Origin of the sequence: Arthrobacter sp. NPDC092385, assembly GCF_044755105.1 — a bacterium.
GTDB lineage: Bacteria > Actinomycetota > Actinomycetes > Actinomycetales > Micrococcaceae > Arthrobacter_D.
The window spans coordinates 198,325-214,097 of sequence record NZ_JBIVQL010000002.1; the positions used below are offsets into that span (position 1 = coordinate 198,325).

The following is a 15,773-nucleotide window of genomic DNA, read 5'->3' on the forward strand; positions in this document are numbered from 1 at the left end:
GCCCGGGCAGACACGAGCGGCTTCAGGCCCGCTCGTGTCCGCCTACTCCCATTCGATGGTTCCCGGCGGCTTGCTCGTCACGTCGAGCACCACGCGGTTGACGCCGTCCACCTCGTTGGTGATCCGGTTCGAGATGCGCGCGAGCAGGTCGTACGGCAGGCGCGACCAGTCGGCGGTCATGGCGTCCTCGCTGGACACCGGACGCAGGACGATCGGGTGCCCGTAGGTACGCCCGTCACCCTGGACCCCGACGCTGCGGACATCGGCGAGGAGCACCACGGGCATCTGCCAGACCTCGTTGTCGAGTCCGGCCGCCGTGAGCTCCGCGCGGGCGATGGCGTCGGCCTTGCGCAGCAGCTCGAGCCGCTCCTCCGTGACCGCTCCGACGATCCGGATACCGAGCCCCGGACCCGGGAACGGCTGGCGTCCCACGATCTCCGCGGGCAGGCCGAGCTGGGCACCGACGGCGCGCACCTCGTCCTTGAAGAGGGTACGGAGCGGCTCGACGAGCTCGAACTGCAGGTCCTCGGGCAGGCCTCCCACGTTGTGGTGGCTCTTGATGTTGGCGGCACCCTCTCCCCCGCCGGATTCGACGACGTCCGGGTAGAGGGTCCCCTGCACGAGGAACCGGATGGGCTCGCCCTCGGCCGCCGCCTCGCGCATGATGGCGCGTTCGGCCTCCTCGAAGGCCCGGATGAATTCACGGCCGATGATCTTCCGCTTGGTCTCGGGGTCCGAGACGCCGGCGAGCGCGTCCAGGAAGCGCTTCTGCTCGTTGGCGACGTAGAGCTTCACGCCGGTGGCGGCGACGAAATCGCGTTCCACCTGCTCGGCCTCGCCCTCGCGCAGCAGTCCGTGGTCCACGAAGACGCACGTGAGCTGGTCACCGACCGCACGCTGCACGAGCGCTGCGGCGACGGCGGAGTCGACGCCGCCGGACAGCCCGCAGATGACGCGCGAATCGCCGATCTGCTCGCGGATGCGCCCCACCTGCTCCTCGAGGATGTTGCGTGTGGTCCAGTTCGGATCGATCCGGGCTCCCCGGAAGAGGAAGTTCTCGATGACCGCCTGGCCGTGCTGGGAATGCTTGACCTCCGGGTGCCACTGCACGCCGTAGAGGCCCTTCTCCTCGTTCGCGAAGGCGGCGACGGGCGCGCCCGCGGTGCTGGCGAGCACGTCGAAGCCCTCGGGTGCGGCCTGGACGCTGTCACCGTGGCTCATCCAGGCGTTCTGCTGTTCCGGGGTGCCGCTGAGGATGGAGCGGGATACGCCGTCGGAGCGCACGTCCGTGGCCCCGTACTCCCGCAGGCCGGTCTTGGCGACGGTACCGCCGAGCGCGTTCGCCATGGCCTGGAAGCCGTAGCAGATGCCGAGCACGGGCACGCCGGCCTCGAACAGGTCCGCCTCGACCCGGGGCGCGCCGTCCGCGTAGACGCTGGAGGGACCGCCCGAGAGGATGATCGCGGCAGGGTTCTTCGCGAGGATCTCCTGCGTGCTGAGGGTGTGGGGCACGATCTCGGAGTAGACGTCGGCCTCGCGGACGCGGCGCGCGATCAGCTGGGCGTACTGTGCGCCGTAGTCCACGACGAGGACAGGGCGGTGTTCAGAGCCGTTCTCGGGGGTAGTCACCCATCAACAATAGTCTGCGCGTACCGGGACCCGCACATCAGCGGGCCCTGTCCGAAGCGGTCCGCGCGGGAGCGAACCCGTGTTCGCGTGCCGCGTTCAGTACCTCGGCGCCGCTTCGGGGTGCGCAGCGAGGTCCTCTTCCGCCTGCCGGTGGATGCGCTTCTCGACGAAGAAGGAGAGCAGGGGCACCACGCCGCCGAGCGCGATCAGGATGAACCGCCCGAAGGGCCAGCGCAGGAACTGCCAGAGCCGGAAATCGGCGATGAGGTAGACCACGTAGAGCCAGCCGTGCACGATCAGCACGGCGGTCGAGAGGTTGAAGCCCCCGGCCGTCTCCGCGACCACCTCGGGCAGGAGCTGGATGGGCGCCCCGCCACCTGCGATGATCTCCGAGCCGTAGCCGTACTTCGCGACCATCTCGACCACCACGAGCAGAAGCATCACACCGGTCGCGTAGGCGAGCACCTTGTAGAACTTCAGTGCCGAGCGGATCTGCGCGTGCGTGCCGCCGAACCGCCGTTTCGGCTTTCCCCGGGCCGGCGTGCGTCCGGTTCCTGCGGAAGGGTCGAGGGCTGGTTCAGTCACGGTGGGCACCGCTTTCATGATCGGGGACGGAACGGGTGGGCGGAACGACGGCGGCGAGCCCGCCGGAGTGCGGGCCGGCGTCCCCGGCCCGCGCTTCCTCTGCGGCCGCGGCCTCGTCGGCGTCGTCCTCGAGCGTGCGGCGGTGGTCGTCCGCGACGAGGCGCCACCACAGGAAGAAGGCGAAGCCGGCGAAGACGACCCACTCGATGGCGTAGAAGATGTTCAGCCAGTTAATCGGCGTCTCCTGCGGCTGCGGGCCGACGACCACCTTCTCCATATCGGCGGCGAAGGGCACGTCCGCGCCGTCGGCCGTCACCTCGGAGGCCACCACGAAGGCCGCGTAGGACGCCACGTCCCAGCGGTTCGAGAGCTCGGCGGTGGACAGCGTGGGGACCTGCCCCTCGACGGGCAGTTCCACCTCCGGCGCTTCCGGCGGCAGGAGGCGTCCGACGACGGCCGCGGGCCCCTCCTGCTCCGCCACGGATGCGGCCCTGCCCGCGTCCGGCACCCAGCCGAGGACGACGGGGATGGCGGCGTTCTCGGCGCCAGGGGCCGACGGCGCCCCGGACGAGCCGTCGACGGCGAATCCCTGGACGACCCAGAAGCCCTCCTCGCCGTCGAGCAGCCGGTTCCCGACCAGCACCCGTGTGCCGGGCAGGAACTCGCCGTCGAGCGAGACCATCTGGTCGGCGCCGGCCGCGTACAGCGGAGTGAGGGGCGCCAGGACGCCGGTCAGCGGCCGGACGGTCTCGGTGGTGCTGGGCGCGGGCGGCGGCGCTTCCCTGGACGAGCTGAACTGCCACTGGCTGAGGAGCACGAAGACCGCGGCGATCGCCATCGCGAGGATCAGCATGAGGATCCATCGGGGCTTGAGCGCGGTCTTCAACACCCCTCAACGGTACTTCGTGCCGCTGTAGAAGAGCTAATGCCGCCGGCGCCCGACACCCGGCGCCGGCAGCCCGCAAGACTGATTGGCAAATCCCTATCACTTGCTCCGGATGCCGTCTACGATTGGTCCTCGTGCGCTCCTTTCCCTATGCCCTGACCGGTCCCCCGGACCTGCGCTCCCCCGCGCGCTACCTGCTGTGGCTCGGCGGGCAGCAGAAGGGGACGCTCGCCGCGGGGATCCTCCTCGGCACCATCTGGATGGCCTCCCAGGCCGTCATGCCATTCGTGCTGGGACGGGCCATCGACGACGGCGTCATCGGCGGCGACGGCCGGGCGCTCCTCGGCTGGGCGGGCGCGCTGCTCGGGCTCATGGTCGTGCAGGCCGTCTCGGACACCGCGACGCATCGTGCGGGCGTCAGCAACTGGATGCAGGCTGCCTTCCGATCCGTGCGGCTCGTGGGACACACCATCAGCAGGACCGGTGACGCCCTGCCCACCGCCCTCTCGACGGGCGAGGTCGTCTCGACGGCCGCCTCGGATGCCTTCCGCCTCGGCGAGGTGTACGAGGTCCTGACGCGCCTGGCCGGCGCGGCAGCCGCGTGGCTCGTCGTCACCGTCCTCATCTGGCAGTCCTCCCCCGTCCTCGGCGTCGTCGTGCTCGCCGGAGTCCCCGTGTGCTGCGGGCTCCTCCTCTTCGTGGTGCGGCCCATGCAGGCGAGGCAGCGCGAGCAGCGGGAGGCGTCGGGCAGGATGACCGCGGTCGGCGCGGACACCGTCGCCGGGCTGCGCGTGCTGCGCGGCATCGGCGGTGAGCACATCTTCGTGGGCAGGTACCGGGCCAAGTCGGCGGCGACCCGTGACTCCGGTATCCGCGTGGCACACTCCCTCGCGGACCTCGAGGCGTCCCAGGTGTTCATCGCGGGCGCGTTCAGTGTCGTCTTCACCTGGGTGGGCGCGTCCCTGGTCCTGGCGGGCGGGATCACGCCCGGAGAGCTCGTGGCCCTGTACGGCTTCTCGATCTTCCTGATGACGCCGATCCGGGCGGCCGCGGACTCCGTGGCACGCTTCATCCGCGCCCACGTGGGTGCCCGGAAGATCATCGCCGTGCTGTCGGTTGACGCGAAGGTCGGCGCGAGCAGTGCGCCGGTCCCCGCTCCGCCGCCTGGTTCGGCCCTCGTGGACGAGAGGTCCGGCGTCGTCGTCGAACCGGGACTCCTCACCGCCGTCGTCTCACGGGAGCCTGCGGAGTCGGCGGCGGCCGTCACGCGCCTGGGCCGCTTCGAGGACGCCGTCCTCGAGGAGGCGACGGTCCGGTGGGGCGCCGTCGACCTCCGCCAGGTCGACCTCGCGGACATCCGTGCGCGGATCGTCGTGAGCGAGGCGAGCCCCCAGCTCTTCAGCGGGCCGCTCCGCAGCCAGCTCGACCCCCGGGGGAGGCACGACGACGACGCGATCCTCGCGGCGCTCGACGCAGCGAGTGCGCTGGACATCCTCGACGGGCTCGAGGGCGGCCTCGCCCACGAGGTCACCGAGCGCGGGAGGGGCTTCTCCGGCGGGCAGCGGCAGCGCCTCGTCCTCGCACGCGCCTTCTTGACGGAGGCGGAGAACCTCGTGCTGGTGGAACCGACGAGCGCCGTCGATGCGCACACCGAACAGCGCATCGCCGCCCGCCTGGCCGGCGCGCGCCGGCACGAGGGACTGACGACCGTCGTCGTGACCGCGAGCCCCCTCATGCTGCGGGCCATGGACCGCGTGGTGTTCCTCGAGGACGGCCGCGTCACCGCCCAGGGCAGCCACAAGGACCTCATGGCCGCCAGTACCGCCTACCGGAACGTGGTGATCCGCAGTGAGTAGCACCGCACGGCTTCCCGTCGCCGAGCCGAGGACGGTCCGGAACGAGGCCTCGAGGCTGATCCGCCACCACCGGCGGGGCCTCGGTGCCGTGATCGCCCTGTACGTCGGATCGGCCGTCGCCGGGCTCGCCGGGCCCCTGCTGCTCGGCATCCTGATCGACGCCGTGTCCGCGGGCACGACGGCGGGCTTCGTCGCGTCCGTCTCGCTCGGGATGCTCGGATTCCTCGCGGTGCAGTCGGTGCTGCGGCGCTACGCGGTCCGCTCCGGCATGGTGTTCGGCGAGCGCGTGTTCGCCGAACTGCGCGAGGACTTCCTGGCGGACGTCACGGCCCTGCCGCTCTCCACCGTGGAGAAGGCCGGCACCGGCGACCTCGTGGCCCGCACGACGAACGACATCGACGCGGTGTCCCACACCGTGCGCTTCGGCGTGCCCCAGGTCGTCGTGTCGGTGGTGACCATCATCCTGACCCTGGGTGCCGCCGTCGTCACCTCGCCCGTCCTGTCCCTGGCGCTGCTCGTGGGCCTGCCGCTGCTGTGGCCCGTGACCCGGTGGTACCTGAAGCGCAGTGCCGGCGGGTACATGCGTGAACGGGAGACGTACGCGGTCGTGAACGGGACGATCACCGAGACCATCGAGGGTGCGCGCACGGTGGACGCCCTGAGCCTGGGCGAGCTGCGCCGCGATGACCTCGACGCGGCACTCGGCAGGAGCTACCAGGCGGAGCGGTACACGCTGTGGCTGCGCTCGGTCCTGTTCCCCGCGGCCGACATCGCCTTCTGGCTGCCCGCCGCGGCCGTGCTGCTGTGGGGCGGGTGGCTGGCGGGGCAGGGCGTGGTCACGCCGGGCGCCGTCGCGGCGGTGGCCCTGTTCGCCGTGCGCCTGATCGATCCGGTGGACCTGCTCATCATGTGGACGGACGAGATCCAGGTCGGCGCGGCCTCGCTGGCGCGGATCATCGGCATCAAGGACGTCGAGCCCGACCGCGAGGCGACGACGGCGGAACCGGCGAACGAGGACATCGTGGTGTCCGCGGCCACCTATGCGTACCGGCCCGGCCACAACGTCCTGCACGGGATCGACCTCACGCTGGTGCGCGGCGAGCGGCTGGCCGTCGTCGGGCCCTCCGGTGCCGGCAAGTCGACGCTGGGACGCCTGATCGCCGGCATCCACCCGCCGACGTCCGGCTCCGTCACCGTGGGCGGCGTGCCCCTCGTGGACCGGCCGCTCGACAACCTGCGGCGCGAGGTCGCCCTCGTGACGCAGGAGCACCACGTCTTCGTGGGATCGGTCTCCGACAACGTGCGGCTCGGGCGGGCGGACGCCGACGACGGCGAGATCGAGGACGCCCTGCGCAGCGTCGGCGCGCTCGACTGGGTGAAGCAGCTGCCGGAGGGGATGGACACGGAGGTCGGCTCGGGAGCGTACGAACTGACGCCGGCCCGGGCGCAGGAACTCGCCCTGGCGCGCCTGATCCTCGCCGATCCGCACACCCTGGTGCTGGACGAGGCCACGTCCCTGATCGACCCGCAGGCGGCCCGGGACCTGGAGCGGTCGCTCAGCGCCGTCCTCGAGGGACGCACGGTCATCGCGATCGCCCACCGGCTGCACACGGCGCACGACGCCGACCGCGTGGCCGTGGTGCAGGAGGGCCGCATCGCCGAACTGGGCTCGCACGAGGAGCTGCTGGCCCTGGACGGCGCCTACGCGTCCCTGTGGAATTCCTGGCGGAGCGAGTAGGCGCAGCGGCGCCTAGTGGTCGAAGAACACCAGCGACGAGTTGATCAGCTCGGCGATGACCTCGGCGTCGTGGGCCCGGCGCAGCGACTCCCGGAAGTTCTCCTTGAAGAGGCTGCGCGCGATCGTGGCGAGCACTTCGAGGTGCTCCGAGAAGGACTGCGCCGGAGTGGCCATCAGCAGCACGAGCGTGGCCGGGCCGTCGACGGCACCGAAGTCCAGGCTGTGACCGAACCGCGTGACACCGACGGCGATGGACGTCTGGTTCACGTACTCGCTGCGGGCATGCGGGAGGCCCACGCCCCCGGGAAGTCCGGTGGCCATCTGGTGCTCGCGGGAGTTGACCTGGTCGAGGAACGCCTGGAGGTCCGAGATGCGACCGGCGGCATGCAGGCGCCCGGCCAGCTGGGCCGCGGCGTCCTCCTTGGAGGACGCCTCCATCTCGAGGATCACGAGGTCCGGGGTGGTGAGTTCGGCGTCGTGCAACTCGAGGGACAGGTCGCTCACGGTGTGCCTTTCGAAGGTCAGTCGGTGGAGACGTACGGCGAGAGCACCACTTCGACCCGCTGGAACTCCTTGAGGTCGGAGTAGCCGGTGGTGGCCATCGCCCGGCGCAGGGCGCCGATCAGGTTGGACGTTCCGTCCGTGTGGTGAGAGGGACCCCACAGCACTTCCCGGAGCGGCCCGACGGTGCCGATGTTGACCCTGTCGCCGCGCGGGAGTTCGTGGTGGTGCGCTTCCTGGCCCCAGTGCCACCCCTTGCCGGGTGCCTCCTCGGCGCGGGCGAGCGCGGAGCCGAGCATGACGGCGTCGGCCCCCATGGCGATGGCCTTGACGATGTCGCCGCTCGCGCCCATGCCGCCGTCGGCGATGACGTGCACGTAGCGCCCGCCCGATTCGTCCATGTAGTCGCGGCGCGCGCCCGCGACGTCGGCGATGGCCGAGGCGAGGGGCGAGTGGATGCCGAGTGCGCGGCGGGTCGTCGTCGTCGCGCCTCCGCCGAATCCGACGAGGACGCCGGCGGCACCGGTGCGCATGAGGTGCAGTGCGGGCGTGTATCCGGCGGCGCCGCCCACGATCACGGGGACGTCGAGTTCGTAGATGAACTTCTTGAGGTCGAGCGGCTGCTCGTTCTTCGACACGTGCTCGGCGGAGACTGTGGTGCCGCGGATGACGAAGATGTCGACGCCGGCCGCGAGGACCGTCTTGTAGAACTGCTGGGTTCGCTGGGGCGTGAGCGACCCCGCGACGGTCACGCCCGCCTCGCGGATCTCGGCGAGGCGGCTCGTGATGAGCTCGGCCTGGATGGGCGCTTCGTACAGCTCCTGCATGCGCCGGGTGGCCGCAGGGCTGAAGTTCTCGGTGCCCAGGCCGGCGATCTCCTCGAGGACCGGCAGCGGATCCTCGTAGCGGGTCCAGAGCCCTTCGAGGTTCAGGACACCGAGACCGCCGAGTCGGCCCATGGCGATGGCCGTGGCGGGCGACATCGCCGAGTCCATGGGGGCTGCGACCACCGGCATCTCGAACTGGTAGGCGTCGATCTGCCAGTTCACCGAGACGTCGAGCGGGTCGCGGGTCCGCCGGGAGGGCACCACCGCCACGTCGTCCAGCGAATATGCCCTGCGCCCGCGCTTGCCTCGGCCAATCTCGATCTCGTAAGTCACTGCTCTAGGTTAGCCCAGCGCGGCCATCCGACCCGCTGTACGTTCCGCCCCGTGACCAGCACCGCACGCGCCCGTCCGCAGGTCCGCGGACGGGCACGCGCCGTATCGGGCGGAGCGGCTACCGCTGCAGCACGCGCGCCATGAACCGCTCGGTCCGCTCGCGCAGTTCACCCACCTGGCGCTGCACGACGGCGGCCGGGTCCGGATGGATCTCATTGGCGGCCGGTTCCCGCCGCACGTTGGCGGAGCAGATGAAGTCGGCGCAGATGAGCGTGCCGACGGTATTGCCGTCACGGCCGGACTGGCCCGCGTGGCGTGCGACCCACAGGAGGACGTCCTCCTTGGAGAACACGTCCCGGCAGAGCTCACAGAGCACCGAACGGTTCTTGCGCGCTCCGCCCTCCGGTGCCCGGAGGAGGATGCCCGAGAGACCCCGCGCGGTCGGCATCACGAGGTAGCCGCGCAGCGGCATCTTCTCGTCCCGCCAGCCCAGGAAGTCGAGGTCGTCCCAGTTCAGGGATTCGAGGTTCTTCGGCGGGGTGAGCTTCGCCGTCTCGGAGCGGGTGGCGTTGATGAAGGAGGAGCGGATGGCCTGGATGGAGATCGGTTGCATGGGGAATCGCCTTTGCGGTGGAAGAGGATCGGAAATGATCGGTTCTGCCGGCAGAGGGCGTGCGGAAGCTCCGGACCCAGGCGGGGAATGTCCTCGAAGCGCTGGTCAGGAGATTCAGCTGCAGGAGCTGTGCACTGCCCATGGGGAAGCCGGCCGGGGCCGAGGCGCACAGCAGGCCGGAACGGCCACCCCGCTCACCATGGCCATACCGTCCCCGGAGGTCCGCAGCATGCTCATTCATCCTTGTTCGTCGACGCTTCGTGCGCGCCCATCCTCCCAGACCCGTGCGGGTCCGCGCAAAAAGGGGTGGGAACGGGGCACCGCTGCGGCGTCGTGCACAAGCTTGATCCTGATGCGGCCCGAGATGCGGCGTGTCCCGGCCCGACACGCACTTCGGCCGCTGAAGGGCGTGCACGAAGCCGGGCCGGGCCGTGCTGCTGCGCGCCGTCATGAGGCGGAGGCAGGGCTGGATGCCTGGCCGAGTATCGCGATGCGGAAGCGGGTGCCGTGCGAGGACGCTCGCGCCGGATCGCAGGGACCGTCAGGAAGTGCTCGGGGGCAGCGCTTTCATACGACGGTGGGCGGCCCAGGCAGCACCGGTCGCCACGAGCGGAATGGCGAGGAGGATGACCGACGCGATGGTCACGAGGGCGAAGGACACGATGCCGATCCAGGCGAGGACGGCCGCGTAGGCCAGCGGAACGACGACGAGGGCATCCGGCCGCGAACCCGTTCCAGGGTCGTGGGCCGGCTGTGCCCGAGCTGCCCATACCGCAGCGGCAGTGAGGGCGAGCGGCAGGAGCAGCAGGACCAGGAGCGTCCCGCTACCGGTGACGCCGACCACCGCGAGTGCTCCGAGCCAGGTCAGCACGGCGACGAACCGGGTCACGACGGCGAGCAGGCGCGCGCGCTCGAGCCGGGTCGGGAAAGCGACGACGAGATCGGTGTCGGTCATGACGGCTCCCTGCGGTCGGTCCTGCTGCGTCGCTGGTGCAGCAATGAGAGCACGGCATCGGCGGCGGCGCCAGGGGCACCGCTGCGGCGTCGTGCACGCGCTTGATCCTGATGCGGCCCGAGATGCGGTGTGTCCCGGCCCGACACGCGCTTCGGCCGCTGAAGGGCGTGCACGAAGCCTGGCCGGGCCTTGCTGCTGCGCGCCGCGGCCGGCCCGTGACGGAACTGTGCACCGATGTCGCAGGGACTGCTGTTGATACGCTCGGTGATGCCGGGGAATCGGCGAAGGACGCCGCCGAGGACGCCTGGACCGGGCCTCCGGCTGAGACCGAGGCACCGCGCCTGCCATCACTGCCCCCTCGAAAGGTCCTGATGTCCGAGACCACGGTGTCCCTCACGGAACACGAGATCCTCGCCCTGCTCGCGTTCAACGACACCGAGCCTGCCGCCTACACCCGCGACGTGCTGCGCCTGTCCGGGGCCGAGCAGCGGGAGACCCTGGTCCGCGCCGGCCTGGCCACCCTGCTGGTGCGGGAACAGGCCGTCCTGCAGGGTGAGAACCTCGTGCTGCAGGGCGCCGTCCAGCAGATCGCGGGAATCATGGCGACGGCCGGCGGTTGGCTCGAAGTCGCCGTGAGCACGCCGCAGACCAGCTACATGCTGTTCGCGGTCCAGTCGGCGGGCGGCAGCTTCATCATGAGCGCCGGTACGCATGGCGTGCACTCGTTCAATCCGATGCCGCAGGACAAGCCGATCCTCCTGTTCGCGCTCGACGTCGCGAAGCACTACCTCGAGTCCACCGATCCGGTCTCGAAGGTCTCCGTCCGCGCAAAGCATCACGGCTTCGGCACGGAAGCGCGCGTGGCGACGCTGCTGCGGAACACCGACGGGACGGTGAGGCTCGCCCTCGGCGACGAACCGGGAGCACCGCTGACGGAGCCCGCCACCGGGCACGAGCTCGAGGAGTTCGCCCGGGCGCTGGCTCTCGACGGGCGCTAGGCGGACGGAGGCCGACGGCGCCGCGGTCCGCCGCGTCCCCTGTCCGTCCATTCCTGCCCGTGTGGTCCGCGCCGGCGTCAGGAGTCGAGGTTGCGTCGTATCTCGAGGTACCGGGCCGTTGCCGCGGTGCTCGGCTCACCCGGCCGGCAGAAGTTCAACCCGGCGAGCTTCGGGTGCGACCGCTGCACGACGACCCTCCCGTCCACCATGGTCGCTTCGAGGGCAGCCAGCTCTTCCAGGAATCGTGGATCCTTCCTCGCGGTCGCGTAGAACGAGAGCGTATGCACGTAGAAGAAGAGGTTGTAGCTCGCGAACGGATAGGAGACCTGCAGGAACAGCGAGCCGATCCCGAAGTGGCATGGACCGAGCGGTGCACGGGTGGTCCAGTGGGCGAGCAGGAATTCCACCGCCGCATGGAGCCCCTCGGCGCGGGCGGTGTCCCCTGCCAGCCGGAAAGCGTCGAGGGCGGCAAGCGTGGGGCCCGGGTTGGAGGCATTCGTCTCCGGTCCCCGCCCGTAGCTGAACTTCCGGCACCGCCAGCCGCCGTCGTCGTAAGGGGTCTGCCACAGGTGGTCGAAAGCCGCAGAGAGCCGGGGGTCCGCGGCGTGCCCCAGGTGACATAATGCCCGCGTTGCGTTGATGGTGTGGCAGGGGTAGATCGCGCCCTGCGGCGAGATCCTGAACCGGCCGTCCTTCCGCTGCGAGCTGAAGATCAGCGCTGCGGTCTCACTGAGCACCGACCCGCGTGGGTCCATCCCGAGCTCCGCCAGCATCACTGCGCAGTCGAGGGTGGTGAACAGACTGCCCTTGCTGATCCGGCCGTCCGGCGTCGCCCAGTAGTCGGCGCCGTTGTCGTGGCGGCGCGCGAGGATCGCCTCGATGTCGGAGGTGTCGGCCGGGAATCGGGCGCTGTCCGTCATGCAACCACGATCGTTCCGTCCGCGGGCAACCCATAGGGTCGAAGGTCCCGGGCCGTCCCTGTGGTGCCGGACGCCGGCAGGGGTGGTCCGCGTGTCAGCCCTCCGGGAGCTGGCTCTCGAACATGCGGTAGTACCGGCCGCGCAGGGCCACCAGCTCGCGATGCGTGCCGGATTCGACCACCCGCCCGTCCTCGAGCATGTACACGATGTCCGCCTTCTCGATCGTGGCGAGCCGGTGGCTGATCGCGATGATAGTCCGGGACCGGTCGGCGAAGAGGCGCGTGAAGATCCGGTGCTCGGCGAGGGCGTCGATCGCCGAGGTGGGCTCGTCCATCACGACGAAGGGTGCGTCCCGGTAGAAGTTCCGCGCCATCGCCAGGCGCTGCCACTGCCCTCCCGAGAGGCCGCTGCCCTTCCGCCCCCGCGGGTCCTCCATCCAGTTGCTGACGTAGTTGTCGAAGCCGTTCGGCATCTTCCCGATGAACTGCGCCGCCTCGGCGTCAGCGGCGGCCCGGCGCACTCGACCATCGTCGCGCGGCCGGTGGACGTCCCCGAAGTAGATGTTGTCGGCGGCCGTCGCGAACTCGTACCGCAGGAAGTCCTGCGACATGACGGCCAGGTGCTGGTGCCAGTCGTCGATCCCGATCTCCCGCAGGTTCCGCCCGTCGAGCAGCACCTCTCCCCTGCCGGGCTGGTACAGGCCCGCGAGGACCCGGATGAGCGTCGACTTCCCCGCGCCATTCTCGCCCACGATGACCACGTGCGTCCCGCGCTCGAAGGACATGGAGATGCCCTTCAGCACCTCCGCCTCGCTCCCCGCGTAGGTGAAGTGGATGTCCCGGAGTTCGACGACGGACGGCACCTCGGCGAGCCGGCCGGACGCGCCGGTGGACAGCGGGAAGTCCATGAACTGCTCGTAGTCCTTGAGGTTCGCGAGGTCCTCGTCGATGGAGCTGAGGGAGGACACGAGGTTGTTCGCGGTGCTCAGCGCGCGGCTCACGATCTGCTGGACGTAGAGGAACTGGCCCACGGGCTGGGCGCGCGCGATGATCTGCCCCACGATCCAGACGAGTGCGAGCAGCTCGGCCCCGTACTGCAGGGCATCCGCGAGGAGCTGTTTGGGGATGTACCGCTTCTGGAAGTCGAGCCGCCGCTTCTCGTCGGCGTCCCGCAGGCTCGAGCGCAGGTCCATCAGATAGCCCACGATCCCGTAGAGGCGCATCTCGGCGATGTGCTGCGGCTTCATGAGGTTTGTCTCGATCATGCGCCGTTGCCGCCGGGAATCGACCTGGGTGTTCCAGTGCGCCATCTGCTCCCGCGAGAGCCGGAACTGCAGGTAGACGCTCGGGATGATCGCGACGAGCACGATCAGCGCGACCCACCAGCTGACCAGCAGCAGCGCCCCGATGGCGAGGACCACGGAGGCCAGCTGCGTGAAGATCGCGGCGATGCGGTCGAGCACCCTCGCGTAGGAGTCGGAGAACCGGCGGGCGCGGTCGTAGAGGTCCACCGTCTCCTTGTCGTCGTACCGCCAGAATTCGAGCGCCAGGAACCGCTCGTACATGCGGTCCCCCACGATCGCGCCGACGCGGAAGCTCAGCACCTGCTGGATGTACCGGTCCACGCTCGTGAAGGCGCCCCAGAGCAGCCCGAGGACGGCCGTGACGATCACGTAGGTGACGGCGGAGCGCCCGGCGTCGGGGTCCCCCGCGTAGGCGGCGGCGAGCGCCGTCGTCGTGAGCGACGCGAAGTAGGTGGTGACCAGCGGAAGGACCGCCGAGATGAGCGAACCGGCGACCTTCATGGCGACGGCGCCCGGTGACGCCTTCGCGCTGACTACCAGCACCTGCCCGACGGCGCGGGCGTAGGGACCGAGGCGGAGCTTGCGGCGGGCGGCGGCCTCGGGCTGCGGGAGGCCGCTCATACGGCATCAGCCCCCTCGGGCTGCGGGAGGCCGCTCACACGGCATCAGCCCCCTCGGGCTGCGGGAGGCCGCTCATACGGCATCAGCCCCCTCGGAGAGGGGGCTGATGCCGGCGGTCGGGTTACTTGGAGCCGTAGTTGGGTGCCTCGACCGTCATCTGGATGTCGTGCGGGTGGGACTCCTTGAGGCCGGCCGCCGTGATGCGGACGAACTTGCCCTTGGCCTTCAGCTCGGGGATGGTGCGCGCGCCCGTGTAGAACATGGTCTGGCGCAGTCCTCCGACCAGCTGGTACGCGACCGAGGCGAGGGGCCCGCGGTAGGCCACCCGGCCCTCGATGCCCTCGGGGATGAGCTTGTCGTCACCGGTGACATCGGCCTGGAAGTAGCGGTCCTTGGAGTAGGAGGTGTTCTTGCCGCGCGTCTGCATGGCTCCGAGCGAGCCCATGCCGCGGTAGGTCTTGAACTGCTTGCCGTTGACGAAGATGAGCTCGCCCGGAGCCTCGGCGGATCCTGCCAGGAGGGACCCGAGCATCACGGTGTCGGCGCCGGCCACGAGTGCTTTGCCGATATCGCCCGAGTACTGCAGCCCGCCGTCGGCGATCACGGGGACGCCGGCGGGGATGGCCGCCTTGGCGGATTCGTAGATGGCCGTGACCTGCGGGACGCCGACACCCGCGACGACGCGCGTGGTGCAGATGGAGCCCGGGCCCACGCCCACCTTGATGCCGTCGGCGCCGGCGTCGATCAGGGCCTGGGCGCCCTCGCGGGTCGCCGCCTGGCCGCCGATGATGTCGACGTGCGCCGCGGACTTCTCGGCCTTCAGGCGCGAGATCATCTCGAGCACGCCGGCACTGTGTCCGTTGGCGGTGTCGACGAAGAGCGCGTCGACGCCGGCCTCGACGAGCGCCATGGCGCGCTCCCAGCCGTCGCCGAAGAAGCCGATGGCCGCGCCGACGCGAAGGCGTCCGTCGTCGTCCTTCGTGGAGAGCGGGTACTGCTCCGCCTTCGTGAAGTCCTTGACGGTGATGAGGCCGCGGAGGATCCCTTCGTCGTCGACGAGCGGGAGCTTCTCGATCTTGTTGGTCGCGAGGAGGCTGATGGCGTCGTCGCCGCTGATGCCCACGTGCCCGGTGACGAGCGGCATCTTCGTCATGACGTCGCGGACCAGCGTGCGCGGGAAGTCGCGCTCGAGCACGAAGCGCGTGTCGCGGTTGGTGACGATGCCGAGCAGGTGGCCGGTCGCGTCGACGACGGGAAGGCCCGAGACGCGGTAGTGGCCGCACAGCTCGTCGAGTTCCTGCAGTGTTGCCCCGGGGCCGATGGTCAGCGGGTTCGTGATCATGCCGGACTCGCTGCGCTTCACGCGGTCCACCTGGTCCGCCTGGTCGGAGATGGACAGGTTGCGGTGGATCACGCCAAGGCCGCCCTGGCGTGCCATGGCGACGGCCATGCGGGATTCGGTCACCGTGTCCATCGCGGAGGAGAGCAGCGGGGTCTTCACGGTGATGCGCTTGGAGATGCGCGAGGACGTGTCCGCCTCGGAGGGGATGACGTCGGTGTGGCCGGGCAGCAGGAGGACGTCGTCGTACGTCAGGCCGATGAATCCGAAGGGGTCGTGGGTCTCGTTCTGGCCGGACTGCTCGCTCACTGCTGCGCCTCTTTCGGTGTCACCGGGTGGGGGTAGGGGCCTTCGGCGGATGCGCCGGCGGGCCCTGTCAGTCTAGAACTATTCGCGGTGGCGCCCTATTCCGGTGACAGCGCTCACGTCACCGGCGCGGCGCGGCCTTCAGCCCCTGTCCGGACGCGGTGCGACGTACCGCGAGGGCCCATCCGCCGGGACGCCGCCGAACCACGTATCCTAGGAGGAGTATCTCCCCGGGAACGCCGGGGACCACCTGAACGGCAACGCCGGGATCGCCGGCCTCGACGACGTACGTCTGACGGCCTCGTCCCCGCCTCCCCGCACCGACTGAGAGAAACCTAATCTGTGAATAAACGACCTGCCGCA

General features: G+C 70.2%; 13 protein-coding genes. 3 read left to right on the forward strand and 10 right to left on the reverse strand.

Annotated features, from left to right (window positions below; all coding sequences use genetic code 11):
- Nucleotides 1-42 precede the first annotated feature (42 nt).
- The 3 genes from guaA to ACIQCY_RS04045 all read right to left on the reverse strand — a co-directional run bounded on the left by guaA (nt 43) and on the right by ACIQCY_RS04045 (nt 3,103).
- Entirely contained in the window at nt 43-1,629 is a 1,587-nt protein-coding gene (gene guaA, locus ACIQCY_RS04035) for a glutamine-hydrolyzing GMP synthase (protein ID WP_400482606.1), read from the reverse strand.
- A gap of 96 nt (nt 1,630-1,725) precedes the next feature.
- Complete coding sequence (locus ACIQCY_RS04040; protein WP_400482607.1) at nt 1,726-2,232, reverse strand: DUF3817 domain-containing protein; 507 nt, start codon at nt 2,230-2,232, stop codon at nt 1,726-1,728.
- The gene (locus tag ACIQCY_RS04045; protein WP_400482608.1) at nt 2,207-3,103 is read right to left on the reverse strand and encodes an SURF1 family protein; all 897 of its coding nucleotides are present in this window, start codon (nt 3,101-3,103) and stop codon (nt 2,207-2,209) included. Before ACIQCY_RS04045 ends, ACIQCY_RS04040 begins: the two co-directional genes overlap by 26 nt.
- A gap of 131 nt (nt 3,104-3,234) precedes the next feature.
- On the opposite strand from ACIQCY_RS04045, the gene ACIQCY_RS04050 reads away from it, so the two are divergent.
- Together ACIQCY_RS04050 and ACIQCY_RS04055 are read left to right on the forward strand one after the other, a co-directional pair.
- Complete coding sequence (locus ACIQCY_RS04050) at nt 3,235-4,956, forward strand: ABC transporter transmembrane domain-containing protein (protein ID WP_400482609.1); 1,722 nt, start codon at nt 3,235-3,237, stop codon at nt 4,954-4,956.
- A complete protein-coding gene (locus ACIQCY_RS04055; RefSeq protein WP_400482610.1) occupies nt 4,949-6,694 on the forward strand; it encodes an ABC transporter ATP-binding protein in 1,746 nt (581 codons plus the stop codon). The genes ACIQCY_RS04050 and ACIQCY_RS04055 overlap by 8 nt, the downstream gene beginning before the upstream one ends.
- A gap of 12 nt (nt 6,695-6,706) precedes the next feature.
- Here ACIQCY_RS04055 and ACIQCY_RS04060 read toward each other — a convergent pair whose 3' ends face one another.
- From ACIQCY_RS04060 to ACIQCY_RS04075, 4 genes are all read right to left on the reverse strand, one after another.
- Nucleotides 6,707-7,198: a PTS sugar transporter subunit IIA gene (locus tag ACIQCY_RS04060; protein WP_400482611.1), complete on the reverse strand. Its 492-nt coding sequence runs from the start codon at nt 7,196-7,198 to the stop codon at nt 6,707-6,709.
- Between the two features lie 17 nt (nt 7,199-7,215).
- Nucleotides 7,216-8,355, reverse strand: coding sequence for a GuaB3 family IMP dehydrogenase-related protein (locus tag ACIQCY_RS04065; protein WP_400482612.1), 1,140 nt, complete (start codon nt 8,353-8,355; stop codon nt 7,216-7,218).
- Nucleotides 8,356-8,473: 118 nt separating this feature from the next.
- Entirely contained in the window at nt 8,474-8,968 is a 495-nt protein-coding gene (locus ACIQCY_RS04070) for an FBP domain-containing protein (protein ID WP_400482613.1), read from the reverse strand.
- A 541-nt stretch (nt 8,969-9,509) separates the two neighbouring features.
- Entirely contained in the window at nt 9,510-9,923 is a 414-nt protein-coding gene (locus tag ACIQCY_RS04075; protein WP_400482614.1) for a hypothetical protein, read from the reverse strand.
- A gap of 167 nt (nt 9,924-10,090) precedes the next feature.
- On the opposite strand from ACIQCY_RS04075, the gene ACIQCY_RS04080 reads away from it, so the two are divergent.
- On the forward strand, nt 10,091-10,921 hold the full coding sequence (locus tag ACIQCY_RS04080; protein ID WP_400482615.1) for a hypothetical protein: 831 nt from the start codon (nt 10,091-10,093) through the stop codon (nt 10,919-10,921).
- 77 nt (nt 10,922-10,998) lie between these two features.
- Here ACIQCY_RS04080 and ACIQCY_RS04085 read toward each other — a convergent pair whose 3' ends face one another.
- The 3 genes from ACIQCY_RS04085 to guaB all read right to left on the reverse strand — a co-directional run bounded on the left by ACIQCY_RS04085 (nt 10,999) and on the right by guaB (nt 15,413).
- Nucleotides 10,999-11,841: a hypothetical protein gene (locus ACIQCY_RS04085; protein WP_400482616.1), complete on the reverse strand. Its 843-nt coding sequence runs from the start codon at nt 11,839-11,841 to the stop codon at nt 10,999-11,001.
- A gap of 94 nt (nt 11,842-11,935) precedes the next feature.
- The gene (locus ACIQCY_RS04090; RefSeq protein WP_400482617.1) at nt 11,936-13,765 is read right to left on the reverse strand and encodes an ABC transporter ATP-binding protein; all 1,830 of its coding nucleotides are present in this window, start codon (nt 13,763-13,765) and stop codon (nt 11,936-11,938) included.
- A gap of 121 nt (nt 13,766-13,886) precedes the next feature.
- The gene (gene guaB / locus ACIQCY_RS04095; RefSeq protein WP_400482618.1) at nt 13,887-15,413 is read right to left on the reverse strand and encodes an IMP dehydrogenase; all 1,527 of its coding nucleotides are present in this window, start codon (nt 15,411-15,413) and stop codon (nt 13,887-13,889) included.
- Nucleotides 15,414-15,773 lie beyond the last annotated feature (360 nt).